14 protein-coding genes are annotated in these 14,932 nt (G+C 69.4%); 11 read left to right on the top strand and 3 right to left on the bottom strand.

The window, feature by feature from the left end; translation table 11 throughout:
* The first annotated feature begins 116 nt into the window (after window positions 1–116).
* Window positions 117–1,118, top strand: coding sequence for a GlxA family transcriptional regulator (locus tag EJJ38_RS19985; protein ID WP_127092177.1), 1,002 nt, complete (start codon window positions 117–119; stop codon window positions 1,116–1,118).
* 9 nt (window positions 1,119–1,127) lie between these two features.
* Here EJJ38_RS19985 and EJJ38_RS19980 read toward each other — a convergent pair whose 3' ends face one another.
* Together EJJ38_RS19980 and EJJ38_RS19975 are read right to left on the bottom strand one after the other, a co-directional pair.
* Window positions 1,128–1,661: an ureidoglycolate lyase gene (locus EJJ38_RS19980; RefSeq protein WP_127092176.1), complete on the bottom strand. Its 534-nt coding sequence runs from the start codon at window positions 1,659–1,661 to the stop codon at window positions 1,128–1,130.
* A gap of 49 nt (window positions 1,662–1,710) precedes the next feature.
* Complete coding sequence (locus EJJ38_RS19975) at window positions 1,711–3,276, bottom strand: multicopper oxidase family protein (protein ID WP_127092175.1); 1,566 nt, start codon at window positions 3,274–3,276, stop codon at window positions 1,711–1,713.
* A 277-nt stretch (window positions 3,277–3,553) separates the two neighbouring features.
* Between EJJ38_RS19975 and EJJ38_RS19970 the strand changes: the two genes are divergently transcribed.
* Window positions 3,554–3,844: a hypothetical protein gene (locus EJJ38_RS19970; protein ID WP_127092174.1), complete on the top strand. Its 291-nt coding sequence runs from the start codon at window positions 3,554–3,556 to the stop codon at window positions 3,842–3,844.
* An 82-nt stretch (window positions 3,845–3,926) separates the two neighbouring features.
* The gene (locus EJJ38_RS19965; protein ID WP_127092173.1) at window positions 3,927–5,045 is read left to right on the top strand and encodes a mechanosensitive ion channel family protein; all 1,119 of its coding nucleotides are present in this window, start codon (window positions 3,927–3,929) and stop codon (window positions 5,043–5,045) included.
* Here the strand turns inward: EJJ38_RS19965 and EJJ38_RS19960 are convergent.
* A complete protein-coding gene (locus EJJ38_RS19960) occupies window positions 5,028–6,080 on the bottom strand; it encodes a LacI family DNA-binding transcriptional regulator (RefSeq protein WP_127092172.1) in 1,053 nt (350 codons plus the stop codon). The genes EJJ38_RS19965 and EJJ38_RS19960 overlap by 18 nt on opposite strands.
* 266 nt (window positions 6,081–6,346) lie before the next feature.
* Between EJJ38_RS19960 and EJJ38_RS19955 the strand changes: the two genes are divergently transcribed.
* The 8 genes from EJJ38_RS19955 (at window position 6,347) to EJJ38_RS19920 (ending at window position 14,530) form a co-directional block, all read left to right on the top strand.
* Window positions 6,347–7,102 (top strand): ABC transporter permease, encoded by a 756-nt coding sequence (locus tag EJJ38_RS19955; protein WP_245454345.1) that lies wholly within the window; start codon window positions 6,347–6,349, stop codon window positions 7,100–7,102.
* Window positions 7,099–7,881: an ABC transporter permease gene (locus EJJ38_RS19950; protein ID WP_205666223.1), complete on the top strand. Its 783-nt coding sequence runs from the start codon at window positions 7,099–7,101 to the stop codon at window positions 7,879–7,881. The genes EJJ38_RS19955 and EJJ38_RS19950 overlap by 4 nt, the downstream gene beginning before the upstream one ends.
* Window positions 7,882–7,890: 9 nt before the next feature.
* Window positions 7,891–8,679, top strand: a complete 789-nt coding sequence (locus EJJ38_RS19945; RefSeq protein WP_127092170.1) for an ABC transporter ATP-binding protein — start codon at window positions 7,891–7,893, stop codon at window positions 8,677–8,679.
* 52 nt (window positions 8,680–8,731) lie between these two features.
* On the top strand, window positions 8,732–9,814 hold the full coding sequence (locus EJJ38_RS19940; protein ID WP_127092169.1) for an ABC transporter substrate-binding protein: 1,083 nt from the start codon (window positions 8,732–8,734) through the stop codon (window positions 9,812–9,814).
* Between the two features lie 125 nt (window positions 9,815–9,939).
* Complete coding sequence (hpsN, locus tag EJJ38_RS19935) at window positions 9,940–11,253, top strand: sulfopropanediol 3-dehydrogenase (RefSeq protein ID WP_127092168.1); 1,314 nt, start codon at window positions 9,940–9,942, stop codon at window positions 11,251–11,253.
* Window positions 11,254–11,256: 3 nt separating this feature from the next.
* On the top strand, window positions 11,257–12,024 hold the full coding sequence (locus EJJ38_RS19930; protein ID WP_127092167.1) for an SDR family NAD(P)-dependent oxidoreductase: 768 nt from the start codon (window positions 11,257–11,259) through the stop codon (window positions 12,022–12,024).
* Window positions 12,025–12,037: 13 nt separating this feature from the next.
* On the top strand, window positions 12,038–13,033 hold the full coding sequence (locus EJJ38_RS19925) for an alcohol dehydrogenase catalytic domain-containing protein (RefSeq protein WP_127092166.1): 996 nt from the start codon (window positions 12,038–12,040) through the stop codon (window positions 13,031–13,033).
* 114 nt (window positions 13,034–13,147) lie between these two features.
* Window positions 13,148–14,530 (top strand): FAD-binding oxidoreductase, encoded by a 1,383-nt coding sequence (locus EJJ38_RS19920; protein WP_127092165.1) that lies wholly within the window; start codon window positions 13,148–13,150, stop codon window positions 14,528–14,530.
* The last annotated feature ends 402 nt before the right edge of the window (window positions 14,531–14,932 follow it).

The raw sequence follows: 14,932 nt of genomic DNA, 5'->3' as shown, positions 1-14,932 counted from the left end.
CTTGTGATGTCCGGGGGAACCGTTCGTTCCATGCTTGAAGGATTACGCGGCCTGCCTGATCATCGGGATTGGCGGAGCCGACATTAGGCGGGCCAAAACCGACAATGGGGGTTGGGATGGGCGAAGGCGGGCAGGCGATGCCGAAGGCCGAGGTGGGCATGGTGCTCTATCCGGGCTGCCAGACCGCCATGATCCACGGCATGACGGACCTTCTGGACATTGCCGGCTATTTCTCCGCCCAGCGCGGCGGCCCGCGCCTGCGCATCAGCCATTGGCGCATGGAGGGCGACGGGGACTGGAGCCGCGCCCACGACACCCATCCCGAACTCGCCGCCACCGAGACGCGCGCGTCAGGCCCGGCGGTCCTGGTGGTGCCCGGCCGCCTTACCGGCCCCATGGAGGCGGAGGAGGCGGCGCCTTATGCGCGCTGGCTGCTGGACCGCCACGCCCAGGGCACCACGCTGGCCGCCAATTGCGGCGGCGTCTTCGCGCTGGCGGCCACGGGGCTCCTGTCGGGGCGCCCGGCCACCACCCACTGGCTGTTCGCCGACACGTTCCGCGCCCGCTTTCCGGACGTGCGCCTCGACACTGACCGGATGGTGGTGGAGGACGGCGACATCGTCACGGCGGGCGGGCTCATGGCCTGGACCGATCTCGGCCTGCGGCTGGTGGACCGGCTGCTGGGCTCCACCGTCATGGCGGAGACGGGCAGCTTCATGCTGATCGATTCCGCAGGCCGCGAGCAGCGCCACTATTCGCGCTTCGCCCCGCGCCTCACCCATGGGGACGAGCCGATCCTCAAGGTGCAGCACTGGCTTCAGGCGCGTGAGGCGAAGGGGGTGAGCGTGCCCGAGATGGCCGGTATCATCGCCATGGAGGAGCGCACCTTCCAGCGCCGCTTCAAGGCCGCCACGGGCATGAAGCCCACCGAATATGCCCAGCATCTGCGCATCGGCAAGGCGCGCGAATTGCTGGAATTCACCCGCCGCTCCGTGGAGCAGATCGCCTATGCGGTGGGCTATGAGGATGCCGCTGCCTTCCGCAAGCTGTTCCACCGCATCGTCGGCCTCACACCCGGCGACTATCGCAGCCGCTTCGCGGCTCTGGCGACGGGGTGAGCCGGAGCCTCAGGCGAGCACCGGAAGGTCGATGCGCACCGCGCCCGGCAGGTCGCGCACCTCAGTGTCCCGCAGCGGCCCCACCCAGGTGGCCATCTGGAAGCGGCCGGGCCGGTCGAGGCTGGTGAGCCCCAGGTGCCAGACGCCCGGCGCGTAGCATAGCCCCTGGTCGGGCGCCGCGATGAAGGCGGCAAGGCTGGCCATGTCCATGTTCCCGTCCGCCAGCGTTCCCGCCACCACGATCAGCGCGCGACAAGGGGAGAGCGGCAGGAAGACCTGCGCGGAATAAGGATGGCATTCCAGCGCGCGCACCAGGATGGGCGCGGGCCGCACGTCCACCTCGAACACCGAGAGACACAGGCGCGCCTGCGGATCGCTGACGGGCAGGTCGAGGTGGGTATCCCGGCGCACCGCGAGCCCGTCATTCACCACCGCCGGAGCGCCGGGCGCGAACACCTGCCCATAGGGGGCGAACGCGGCGGCGGTGAGCGGCCGCGCCGTAAGGGACAGCGTGTCGGAGGTCGAGGCGAGGGGATCGGTCACGGGGCGCCTTTCTGTGTCGCCCCAGGGGTGCGCGGGCGCGGGGGCCGCGTCAAGCCACCGCCACCACCGCCATCATGCCCGTGGCCATGTGGTAGAGGTGGTGGCAGTGCAGGAACCATTCGCCCTTCGGCCCCGCATCGAAGGCGATGGTCACGGGCATGTGGGGCGGCACCACCACCGTGTCCCGCATGGCCCCCGAAAGCCTGCGCCCGCCGATGCCCACCACCTGGAAATGATGGCCGTGCAGATGCATTGGGTGGCTCATGCTGGTGGGGTTCATGAAGGTCATCTCCACCCGCTCGCCCTGGCGCACCGCGAACGGGGCGCCTTCCCCATAGATTTTCCCATTGAGGGTCCAGCGATAGCCCGGCTCCTCTCCCAGCAGGATGGGGAAGCTGCGGTCCGCCTTGCGCGGGGCGAGGGGCTGGGTGGCGGCAAGGCGCGCCTCGAAGGCGAGATCCACAAGGCCCTGCGCCCGCTCCGCTTTGTCCGAGAGCCGGGCGATAGAGGCGCCCGCGCTGGCCAGCACGACGCCCGTGCGCTGGTCCGAGGCTTCCACCTGCGCCAGGACGGGGAAGGCGCCCCCGCCGGCCGGAACATCCACCAGGAGGTCGATGCGCTGGCCCTGGGCGAGGGGAAAGGCGTCGGCCGTCACCGGCGCGCAAGGCGTGCCGTCCACGGCGATGCAACGCGGCGCGAGGCCGGGCACGGAGATGAAGAAGGCGGTAGCCGTGCCGCCATTGATGATGCGCAGGCGCACCCGACCGCCCTTTTCCACGCGCACCACCTCGGGGTCCGCGAGGGTGCGGCGGTTGGCGAGGAAGGCGTCATAGGTGACATCGTTGGCGTGGGTCGTCATGCCCCCGCCCGCCATTGCGCCATGGTTCATGGCGCCGCCGCTCATGGCGCCCATGCCCGGCATGGAATGGCCGGAATGGTTCATGCCCGCCATCCCCTGTGCGGGCGATGCGTTCCGCGTGCCTTGCGCGGGGGCCATGCTGTGGCCCATGGCCCCGTGACCGGCATGGGGGTCGGGCGCGGCCGCCGCGCCATGGGCGCCGTGGGCATCGGCTCCGCCCAGCCCCGCCAGGATCTCCTGCGGGCTGCGGAAGGAGAAATCGTGCAGCATCACCACCACGTCCTGCACGTCTCCCGCATCCGCTTCGCGCGTGACGAGGGGAGCGGCCAGCAATTGCTGTTCGCTCAGGGTGTGGGAGTGCATCCAGTGTGTTCCGGGGGTGAGCACGAAGTCCACGCTGTCCGTGCCGCCGGGCGCCAGTTCGCCGCCACCGGGACGGGCCCGGTCCTGGTCCGGCGGGGCCAGAAGCTGGCCGTGCCAGTGCATCACCAGCGGCGTCTGCGTCCCGTTCAGCAGCGCGCCGGAGAGACGGTCCCCCGCCTTCGCGAAGATGCCTTCGCCGGAGGGGCCGTTCACGGCGAATACCTTGGCGGCCTTGCCGTTCACGTCGAGGGTCACGCTCTCCACCGCCAGCAGGGGCGCCGCGACGGCCCGTCCCCACCCGCCCGCCAAGGCGAGCGCACCGGCCCCCGCAGCCAGGACGGCGCGGCGGGAGAGAGCGGGGGAGGGGATGTGCGGGGTGAGGGGGCGTGTCATGGGAGATGTCCTTCGCCGGTTCACGGCGTGGTTCCAAAAGGGGCGGCGGTCAGGAGGCCGGTGGAGAGCAGCGAGCCGTGCGTGCCTCTGGCCTTGGGGGGCTGACACGAACAGGTGGGCATTCAGCCGGCTTCCGTCGAGCAGGGGCAGGCCGAGGAGGGAGAGGTGCTGAGCGCCGCCCGCGCCGCCGACGACATCGCAGCGGCGAAGGTCGGGTCGAGATCCAAGACGGGCGCTGTCCTCTCCCGACGCGCCGTTCCGGGACGCCAGAGGGTTCATGGCCCCCATGGGCATCGAGACCGCCGCCGGACAGATGGTGCGCCGCGTCCTTCCGGGCCTCCGGCGGCGGCGGCGCCACGGCGCGCCGCAGGGACAGGATCTGCCCGGCAAGGTGGGGGACATGGCCCGCGTGGCGCTCATGCTTCATGGTGTGCTCGTAGGTCCACAGGCTCAGCGCATGCACTCCGGCAATGCCCGCCGCCGCCACGGTAGTGCGTGCGGCGAGGGTGTCCAGAGGGCGGAAGACGGCACCGATCGTCGCCGCTCCGCCGGCGGGGCGAACAGATAGCCCGCGCCCGCTTGTTGCACCGCGGGAACCCATCCCCGCCGGGACTGTTGGTCCGGGGGGAGGGGCGTGACCGGGAGATCCCATGGACCGCTTCCAACAGACGCTCGATGCCCTGGAGGGGGCGCTCGCCTGGGTGCCCAGTTGGGCGGTGAGCCTCGTCCTGTTCGCCCTCGCCGTCCTGCTGGCCTATTGGGTGCACCGGTTCGTGTTCCGCATCCTCACCCGCTGGGTGGGCGGCATGGACCTGTTCTGGCGCTCTCTGGTCTCGCGCACGGAGGGGCCGACGCGGCTGGCGGCCATTACGGTGGCGCTGGGCATGGCGGCCAATGCGGCCCCGCTCAGCTTCCGCGAGACCGGCATCGTCCAGCAGGGCCTGCTGCTGTGCTTCATCGCGCTGGTGGCCTGGACGGCGAACACGGTGCTGCACATCTGGGTGACGGTCTATCTGCGGCGCTTCAAGCTGGACGCCGAGGACAATCTGCTCGCCCGCAAGCATGTGACGCAGACCCGCATCCTGCGCCGGGTGGCGGGCACGCTCATCTTCACCATCGCTCTGTCCGCCGCGCTCATGTCGTTCGAGGATGTGCGCCAGTACGGCGTCAGCCTGCTGGCCTCTGCGGGCGTCGCGGGCCTCGTGCTGGGCCTCGCGCTGCAGCCCGTCCTGAAGAACCTGTTCGCGGGCATCCAGCTCGCCGTCACCCAGCCCATCCGCATTGATGATGCGCTGCTGGTGGAGGGCGAGTGGGGATGGGTGGAGGAGATCACCTCCACCTATGTGGTGCTGAAGCTCTGGGACTGGCGGCGCCTCATCCTGCCGCTCAGCTACTTCATGGAGAAGCCGTTCCAGAACTGGACGCGGGAGGGCTCGGCGCTGATCGGCACGGTGATGATCTATCTGGATTATGCGGTGCCCATCGCGGAGGTGCGCCGCAAGGTGGAGGAGATCGCGGCGGGCTCGCGCCTGTGGGACCGGCAGGTGGTGAACGTGCAGGTGACGGATTTCCGCGAGAGCGTGATGGAGGTGCGCATCCTGGTGAGCGCGAGCAATGGCGGGCGGGCGTTCGACCTGCGCTGCGAGGTGCGCGAGAAGCTGATTGCCTTCCTCCAGGAAGCCTATCCGCAGGCCCTGCCGCGCCTGCGCACCGAATTCGCGCCCGCCGAGGCCGCGGCCTTCGGGGCGGCGTCAGCCATGCGCGGCTGAACGCTCCGTCGCCCGCATGCGCGCGGCCGGAGCGGCGCCGGTGGAGCGACGGATCACCAGCTCAATGGGCAGTTCCACCCGCGCCGGCTGCTCCTGGCCCTTCAGCCGCGCCAGCAGATGGGCGGCGATGGCGCGGCCCAGCTCCGTTGTGGGCAGGTGCACGGTGGTGAGCGCGGGATTGAGGTGGGCGGCGATCTCCAGATTGTCGATGCCCGCGATGGACACGCGCTCAGGCACGGGAACACCCTCCGCCTGCGCCTCCAGCAAGGCGCCGGCGGCCAGCAGGTCGTTGCCGCAGATGATGGCGGTGGGCGGCTCGGCGCGGGCCATCAGCTCCGCGAGGCCCGCGCGCCCGCCGGTGAGCGTGAAGGAGGTCTCGATGACGCTGGAGGGAGGCAAATCGAGCCCGCGCGCCGCCAGCGCCGTGCGTACGCCCTCGACACGCATGCGGGCGCGATCATTGGCGCGGGTATGGCCGGAAATCATGCCGAAGCTGCGGTGGCCGAGATCCAGCAGATATTCGGCCACGAGCCGCCCCGCGCGCAGATTGTCGAAGCCGATGGAGGGCACGCGCGGATCGAACGACCAGCTCAGGACCACGGGCACGGGCGCGGTGGTGAGCAGCGACCATGTCTCGTCCAGATGGTCCGCGCCCACCACCATGAGCGCATCCACGCCGCGCGCCAGCATGGCCCGAACCGCCGCCGCCTCCAAAGCGGGGACATAGTCGCCGGCGGCCACGAGCAATTGGTAGCCGCTGGCGGCCAGCTCCGTCTGCATGGCCTGGATGGCGCGGGCGAAGATGGCGTGGTCGAGGGTGGGCACCACCGCGCCGATGGTCAGCGTCTTGCCCGAGGCGAGCGCGCGGGCCGCCCCTCCGGGCACGTAATTGAGCCGGGCGATGGCGCCCTGGACGCGCGTGAGCGTCTCCTCCTGGAGAAGGTCGGGACGGGACAATGCGCGCGAGACGGTGGCGGTGGAAACGCCCGCCAGCCGCGCCACATCTTCGAGGGTTGCCTTGGTCCGCCGGTTCATGAGCGCCGTTCTGCTTGGGTCTTAGGGCCGGGTCCGACCGGGAGAGTGTGCCGATCTTTGCATGCGCTTTCAATCGGCCATTACACCAGCCTTTTCATTGGGTGCCGGGAAAACCCCGCTTGACAGGCAGGGTTCCGATGATAGCTTTCATGTAAGCGCTTTCATCGCGGTTCTCACATGAGCCCCGACGCGCCAACGCTCCCGCAGATGGAGCGCGCAAGGATTAGGGAGGTTTCATGCCGCTCAGCCGAAGATCGGCGGTGGGAGTGACGACGCTTGCCGTCGTGGCGCTCGCCTGGGTGCTGCTCACGGGCGTTTCGGGCCTCGTGTCGCCCGGCCGTTTTCCCACCCCCGCAGACACATGGGCTGCCGGCATCCAGGCCATGATGCGCGGCTATGGGGACGCCACGCTCGTGGTGCATGTCCTCCAGTCGCTCAAGCTGGTGGCCCTGGGCTTCCTCGCCTCCATCGCCGTGGGCGTGCCGCTGGGCCTGCTCATGGGCTGGAGCAAGACCGCCGAGGCGGTGCTGAACCCGGTCTTCATGCTGCTGCGGCCCATCCCGCCGCTGGCCTGGATCCCGCTCGCCATCCTGTGGTTGGGCCTGGGCGACGGCGCCAAGATCCTGGTCATCTTCTTCGCGGCCTTCGTGCCCTCGGTCATCAATACGCAAGTGGGCGTGAAGACCATTGAGCGCCCGGTGATCGAGGCGGCGCGGATGCTGGGCACGCCGCGCTGGCGCTTCGTGCGCGAAGTGCTGGTGCCCGGGGCTTCCCCCATGATCTTCACCGGCCTGCGCCTCTCGCTGCAGGCGAGCTGGACCACGCTGGTGGCCGCCGAACTGGTGGGCGCGCTGGCCGGGCTCGGCCACATGCTCAACCTCGCCCAGCAGGACCTTTATCCCGGCATGATCCTTGTCGGCATGGTGTGCGTCGCCATCTTCGGCGCGCTCACCACGGCGCTGCTGGGCGCCGTGGAGCGGCGGGCCCTGGCGTGGAAAAGGACGCGGGGAGGGGCGGCATGACCGACGTCATGGATCCCGCCCGCCGCCTTCTGCTGGGTGCGTGCGGCCTCATCGGCTTCTTCGGCCTGTGGGCGGCCATTTCGGGAAGCGGGCTCGTGGCCCCCACCTTCTTGCCCGGCCCGCTGGATGTGGCCCGGCGGCTGGTCTTTCTCCTCACGGAGAGCTTCGCGGGCGGCACGCTGCTGGTCCATCTGTGGTCGAGCCTCCAGCGCTTTGCGGCGGGTTACCTGCTGGCGGCGGCGGTGGGCGTGCCGCTGGGCCTGCTCATGGGGCGCTTCCGCACCCTGGACGACATCGTCTCGCCTTTGTTCGACGGCCTGCGCTTCATCGCCCCCATCGCCTGGGTGCCGTTCGCGGCCCTGTGGTTCGGCACGGGGTTCGGCGGGCCGGTGCTGATCATCTTCTCCGGTGCCTTCCCGCCCTGCCTGCTCAACGCCTATCGCGGCGCCAAGCATGTGGACCCGCGCTATCTGGAAGCCGCCGAGATGCTGGGCACGCCCAGCGGGCGGATCATCACCGAAGTCCTGCTGCCCGCCTCTGTGCCCTCCATCATCGCCGGTCTGCGCATCGGTGCGGGGCTCGGCTGGCAGTCCCTGGTGGGTGCGGAGCTGATCGTCGCCTCCACGGGCGTCGGCTACCTCATGGTCCAGGCGCAGAGCGCCGTCTCCACCACCACCGTGATGGTCGGCATGGCCGCCATCGGTTTCATCGGCGTCCTGATCGACGTTGCACTGCGCACCATCGAGGCGCGTATCCACCGCCGCCTCGGCGGAGCTTGAGAGGACGAGATGAGCAGCATCCGCTTCGATGCCGTGGGCAAGAGTTTCGGCGGCGGGGTCCTGACCCTGCAGGACATCAATCTCGACGTGGCGGACAAGGAGTTCGTCGCCATTGTCGGCCCCTCCGGCTGCGGCAAGACCACTTGCCTGCGCATGGCGGCGGGCTTCGATTTCCCCACCAGCGGCCGCGTGCTGGTGGGCAATAGCGAGGTCACCAAGCCGGGGCCGGACCGGGCCGTGGTGTTCCAGCAATTCGCCCTCTTTCCCTGGAAGACGGTGACCGAGAACATCGAGCTGGGCCTGCGCAACAAAAGCGTGGCGCGGGACGAGCGCAAGGCGCGGGTGGCGGACGCGGTGGCCATGATCGGCCTTGGCGGATACGAGAATTCCTATCCTCACCAATTGTCCGGCGGCATGCAGCAGCGCGTCGCCATCGCCCGCGCCTATGTGCTGGACCCCCAGGTGCTGCTCATGGACGAGCCCTTCGGGGCGCTGGACGCCCAGACCCGCGTGGTGATGCAGGAAGAACTGGTGCGCCTCGCCCGGCTCAATCCGCGCACCGTGCTCTTCATCACCCACGGCGTGGAGGAGGCGGTCTATCTGGCGGACCGTGTGGCCATCATGACCCGCCGTCCGGGGCGCATCAAAGAGATCGTGGACGTGAAGTCGGTGCGCATCGCCGAGCGCTGGGACAGCCACAGCCGCATCGAGGACGTGATGGACCTGGAATCCTTCGTCCATCTGCGCACCCACATCTGGAAATCACTGCGCGAGGAAAAGGCGGGCGCCGACCATTGAGGCGCCTGACCAGAACAGCCGGAAAAATCCGGCACACCGGGAGGAAAGAAAGATGAAGCTGTTTTCGGTCAGGCATTTTGCCGCCAAACATGTCGCCGCCACCTTCGTGTCGGCGGCCCTCGTCCTCTCCCCCGTGGCGGGTGGGGCCGAGACGCTGAAGAAGATCAACATCTCCTACCAGCCCTCGCTCTATTGGGCGCTGCCCTTCTACATCGCCGCCGAAAAGGGCTGGTGGAAGCAGGTGGGCCTCGACCCCACCTTTGTCACCTTCCCGGCGGGCGCGCCCCAGGTGGCCGCCGCCCAGGCAGGGTCCTGGGATGTGGGCGGCACGGGCTCCGTGCCCGCCGTGCTGGGCGCGGCCCGCTTCGGCCTCGTGACGGTGGGCATCACCAACGACGAATCCAAGACCAATGCCATGATGACCCGTGCCGACAAGGTGGAGGCCATCAAGAAGGACCCCGCGTCTCTCAAGGGCCAGAAGCTGCTGCTCACCACCAATTCCACGGTGGATTACGCGGCCCGCAACTGCCTCGCCAAATGGGGCCTGAAGGCGGGCGAGATGCAGTTCGTCAATCTCGGCCAGGCGCAGATCATCTCCGCCATGATGGCCAATAACGGCGACGTGGTCGGCGTCTGGGCACCCCACACCTACACGCTGGAAGAGAAGGCGGGCGCCAAGGTTCTGTGCTCGGGCGCGGATGCGGGCGCCATGGTGCCCGGCGCCCTCGTGGCGCGGCCCGCTTTCGCCAAGGACAATCCCGAGGAGGTGGCGAAGGTGCTCGCCGTCTATGTGCGCGGCTGGAGCTGGGCCAAGGCCCATCCCAAGGAGGCCCGTGAGATGGCCAAGCGCTTCTATGCGGCCGGCGGCGTGGAAGCCTCCGACAACGCCATCGACCAGGAATTCGCCCTGCGCCCCACCTATAGCCTCGCCGAGGAAAACCGCCTGATGGACCGCGCCAAAGGCGCCTCGGAACTGGACGGCTGGCTCTCGCGCATCGGCGGCTTCATGGCCGAGGTGGGCACCATCCCGGCCTCGCCCGATCCCAAGACCTATGTGGACGACAGCTTCATGAAGAAGGTCGCCGCCGCCCCGAAGCTGAAGGCGTTCGCCACCGAGTTCGACAAGACCAACTGACACCCGGGACCCGCGCGGCACCCATCGACCCCGGTCGAAGGCCGGAAGGTCGATGGGACGGGCCCCCGGACGGCATTTCAAAACACCGAGCGCCTGCGCGCGATGGACGCGATGGAGAGGTCAAGATGACCATTGAGTATCTGAAGCGAGCGACCAAGACCCCGGAAACGGAGACGGGCACGGCGCGCGAGGTCGTCACCGCCATGCTCGCGGAGATCGAGCAGCGCGGCGAGGATGCGGTGCGTGACTATGCCCTGAAGCTGGACAAGTGGGACGGCCCCATCATCGTCACCCGCGAGGAGATGGAGCGCCGCGCGGCGGAGGTTCCGGAAGGCGTGCGGCGGGACATCGAGTTCGCCGCCGCCCAGGTCCGCCGCTTCGCCGAGGCCCAGCGCGACAGCGTGAAGGACTTCTCGGTGGAACTGGTGCCCGGCCTCACGGCGGGCCAGCGCCTCGTGCCCTGCAACGTGGCGGGCTGCTATGTGCCCACCGGCCGCTATGCCCATATCGCCTCGGCCTACATGTCCGTCGCCACCGCCAAGGCGGCGGGGGTGGAAACGGTGGTGGCCTGCTCCACCCCGTTCCGGGGCGGCAGCATCCATCCTTACGTGCTCTATGCCATGAAGGTGGCGGGCGCGGACGTGGTGATGACGCTGGGCGGCGTGCAGGCCATCGCCGCCATGGCCTTCGGCCTGTTCACCGGCAAGCCGGCGGACATCATCGTGGGGCCGGGCAACAAGTTCGTGGCCGAGGCCAAGCGCATGCTGTTCGGCCGTGTGGGCATCGACGTGTTCGCCGGTCCCTCGGAAGTGGCGGTGATCGCCGACGAGACCGCCGATCCCATGATGGTGGCGGTGGACCTGGTGGGGCAGGCCGAGCACGGCCATGAGAGCCCGGCCTGGCTGTTCACCTCCTCCCGCGCCATCGCCGACGAGGTGATGCGCCTCGTGCCGAAGCTCATCGCCGACCTGCCCCCCACCGCCCGCGACGCGGCCGGCGCCGCCTGGCGGGACTATGGCGAGGTGGTTCTGTGCGACACCCGCGCGGAGCTGGTCGAGGTGTCCGATCGCTATGCCAGCGAGCATCTGGAGATCCATGCGGCGGACCTCGACTGGTGGCTGGCCAACCTCACCAATTACGGCTCGCTGTTCCTGGGCGAGGAGACCACGGTGGCGTTCGGCGACAAGACGTCCGGCCCCAACCACATCCTGCCCACCAAGTTCGCCGCCCGCTATTCGGCGGGGCTTTCGGTGCATAAATTCCTGAAGCCCCTCACCTGGCAGCGCATGGACCGGGAAGCCTGCAAGTCCATCGCCCAGGTCACCGTCCGCATCTCGCGGCTGGAAGGCATGGAGGCCCATGCGCGCACCGGCGACCACCGGCTCGCGAAATATTTCCCGGGCCACAATTTCGATATGGGCGCGGCGGTGGACGCCTGAGCCATGTTCGAGATCTCCTCCCTTTTCGACCTCTCCGGCCGCACCGCTCTGGTGACGGGGGGAAGCTCCGGCATTGGGCTCGCCATCGCGCAGGCGCTGGCGGGGGCCGGGGCGGGCGTGATCCTGGCGGCCCGGCGGGTGGCCGAGCTGGAAACGGCGGGCGCCGCCTTGCGTGATGCAGGGGCCGACTGCCGCTGGCTGGTGGCGGACCTTGCCGCGCAAGGCGCTGCCGAGGCTCTCGCTACAGAGGCGCTTGCCGGAGGGCGGGTGGACATCCTCATCAATGCGGCGGGCATGAACCTGCGCCAGCCCTTCACGGACGTGACGCCGGAGGCATTCGACCTGCACCACGCCGTGCATGTGCGCGCGCCCTTCCTGCTCACCCAGAAGCTGGCGCCCGCCATGGCGGAGCGGGGCTGGGGGCGGATCATCAACATCGCCTCCCTGCAATCCTTCCGCGCCTTCCCCAACTCGGCCCCCTACGGCGCCGCCAAGGGGGCCATCGCCCAGCTCACCCGGGCCGTGGCCGAAGCATGGTCGCCGCGCGGGATCACCTGCAACGCCATCGCCCCCGGCTTCTTCCCCACCGCCCTCACCCAGGCGGTGTTCGATGACGAAGCCCGCGCCGCCCACAATGCGGCCCAGACCGCCATGGGGCGGAACGGACGGCTGGAGGATCTGGCGGGACCGGCCGTGTTCCTGGCTTCGGATGCCTCCGGCTACGTAACCGGCCAGATCTTGGCCGTGGACGGTGGATTTACGGCGAAATAAGCGGAAACAAGCGATGAAAGCCCTGGTCTATACCGGTCCCAACCGGCTCGAACTGCGCGAGGCGCCGGAGCCGGTGCCGGGCAATGACGAAGTGCTGGTGCGGGTGGAGGCGGTCGGCATCTGCGGGTCAGACATGCACGCCTATCACGGCCATGATGCCCGCCGCCCGGCGCCGCTCATCCTTGGCCACGAGGCGGCCGGGCGCGTCGCCACGGGGCCGCGGGCGGGCGAGCGGGTCACCGTCAACCCCTTGGTGACATGCGGGTCTTGCCCCTCCTGCGAGGCCGGGCGGCCGCATCTGTGCGCCTCGCGGCAGATCCTCTCCATGCCCCCGCGCCCCGGCGCCTTCGCCGAGCTGGTGCGGGTGCCCGAGCGCAATCTCGTGACCGTGCCGGAGCATTTCCCCATGGCCCACGCGGCGCTGGCGGAGCCGGTGGCGGTCTCCTATCACGCGGTGAAGGTGGGCTCGCGGCTTCTGGATTGTCCTTTGCCCGCAGCACGTTGCCTGGTTCTGGGCGGCGGCGCCATCGGCCTTGCGGCGGGCCTCGTGCTCGCCATGCAGGGGGCGGCGGAGATCTTCGTGGCCGAGCCGCATCCCGGCCGCCGCGCCACGGTGGAGCGGGCCGGGCGCTTCCTCTGCTACGCGCCCCGCGAGGCGGGGGAGCCCGACGACGGCTCCATGGACCTCGTCATCGACGCGGTGGGGGCGGTGGCCACCCGCGCCGCCGCGAGCCGCCTCGTGCGGCCGGGCGGAGTCATTGTCCATGCGGGTTTGCTGCCGGGCGAGGACGGTTTCGACGTGCGCAGGATCACCCTCCAGGAGATCATCGTCACCGGCACCTATTGCTACACGCCGGCCGATTTCCGGGCGACCGTGGGGGCGCTGGTCTCGGGCCGGCTGGGGGATCTCTCCTGGATCGAGGAGCGCGATTTCGCCGATGCGGTCGGGGCTTTCGCGGACATCGATGCGGGGCGGACCGACGCGGCGAAGGTGGTGCTGCGTCTTTAGTGTCTGAGCGGGAGCTTGTGGAGCGGGCCGCGCGGCGATACGGATTTGCCTCGGAACTGGGCCGGTGTTACCGCGTCGGCCGCTTTTGTCTCTCCAATTCCGCCGGCTGTTCCCATGAATTCCTCCGAATTCCTCTCGCGCCTGTCGTCCCTCCTCGATCCGCGCGGCCTCCTCACCGCGCCCGACGACATGGCCCCCCATCTGGTGGACTGGCGCCGCATGTTCCACGGCGAGGCGCTGGCGGTGGTGCGGCCGCGCACCGCGCAGGAGGTGGCCGCCGTGGTGGCCGCCTGTGCTGAGGCGGGGGTGTGCATCGTTCCCCAGGGCGGCAATACCGGCCTTGCCGGCGGGGCGGTGCCGGCGGGGGAGGGGGGGCAGATCGTCCTCTGCCTGTCCCGCCTCAACGCCATCCGCTCCGTGGACAAGGTGGGCATGCTCATGGAGGTGGAGGCGGGTTGTGTCCTGCAGACCGCCCAGGAAGCCGCGACCGCCGCCGGGCGCCTTCTGCCGGTGAGCCTCGCGGCCGAGGGCACGGCGCAGATCGGCGGCATCGTCTCCACCAATGCGGGCGGCATCAATGTGCTGCGCTACGGCATGACGCGCCAATTGGTGCTGGGGCTCGAAGTGGTGCTGGCGGACGGCACGCTGGTGAACGGCCTGCGCCATCTGCGCAAGGACAATGCGGGCTATGACTGGAAGCAGGTCTTCATCGGCTCGGAAGGCACGCTGGGCATCGTGACGGCGGCGGTGCTGCGCCTCGTGCCCGCGCCTCGCCACAAGGTGACGGCGCTGCTCGCCGTTCCCGGCCCCGAGGCGGCCCTTGCTTTGCTCTCGCGGGCGCAGGATGAGATCGGCGACCAGGTAAGCGCCTTCGAGCTGATCTGCGCCCTCTCCTTCGATCTTCTCGCCCGCAATTGCGACCTGCGCTCGCCCATCGGCGCCTCCCCTTGGGTGGTGCTCATGCAGGCGGATTCCTGCCTCTCCGGCATCGACGAGGCCATGGAACAGGTGCTCACCGGCGCGCTGGAGGCGGGCGAGGCCACGGACGGCGTGGTGGCCTCCTCCGAGACCCAGGCCCGCCAGCTCTGGGCCCTGCGCGAGCACATCACGGAAGCCGAGCTGCGGGAGGGCGTGAGCGTGAAGCACGACGTGTCCGTGCCCATCGCCGACATGCCCGCCTTCCTCGCCGAGGCCGAGGCCGAAATGGCCCGCGCCCTTCCCGGCTGCCGGGCCAACATGTTCGGCCATCTGGGCGACGGCAACATCCATTTCAACGTGCTGATCGCCGAGGGCACGGACAAGGCGCTGGTGAACCGCACCGTCCATGACGTGGTGGCGAAATATGCCGGCTCCATCTCCGCCGAGCACGGCATCGGCCGCTACCGCGCGCCGGAACTGGCGCACTACAAGCCGGCGACTGAGCTCGCTCTCATGGGCCGGCTGAAGACGGCGCTGGACCCCGAGGGGCGGATGAATCCGGGGAAGGTTTTGGGCTGAGGGGATGCTTTACTGAGCACGGCTTCTTCCCGGCCTTTCCGTTTCCCGCTTCTAACCCTTGCGCGACAGCCCCCTCCCAACCCTCCCCCGCAAGCGGGAGAGGGCTTTTCCGTGCGTGACGTGACGCGCGTTTGTCCCCTGCGCGGCGAAGTCCCCTCTACTGCGCCTCATGGACCGCCTGAAGACGGCGTTGGACCCTGAGGGGCGGATGAATTCGGGGAGGGTTTTGGGCTGAGGGGAGAGTGGCGCTCGGCCTTTCCGTTTCCCTCTTCTAACCCTTGCGCGATAGCCCCCTCCCAACCCTCCCCCGCAAGCGGGAGAGGGCTTTTCCGTGCGTGACGTGAGGCGCGCGCTCATCCCCTGCGCGACAAGGTCCCCTCTCCCGCTTGCGGGGGAGGGCTA

Source organism: Aquabacter cavernae (assembly GCF_003993795.1).
GTDB lineage: Bacteria > Pseudomonadota > Alphaproteobacteria > Rhizobiales > Xanthobacteraceae > Aquabacter > Aquabacter cavernae.
This window is presented reverse-complemented; position numbering and strand designations above follow the sequence as displayed.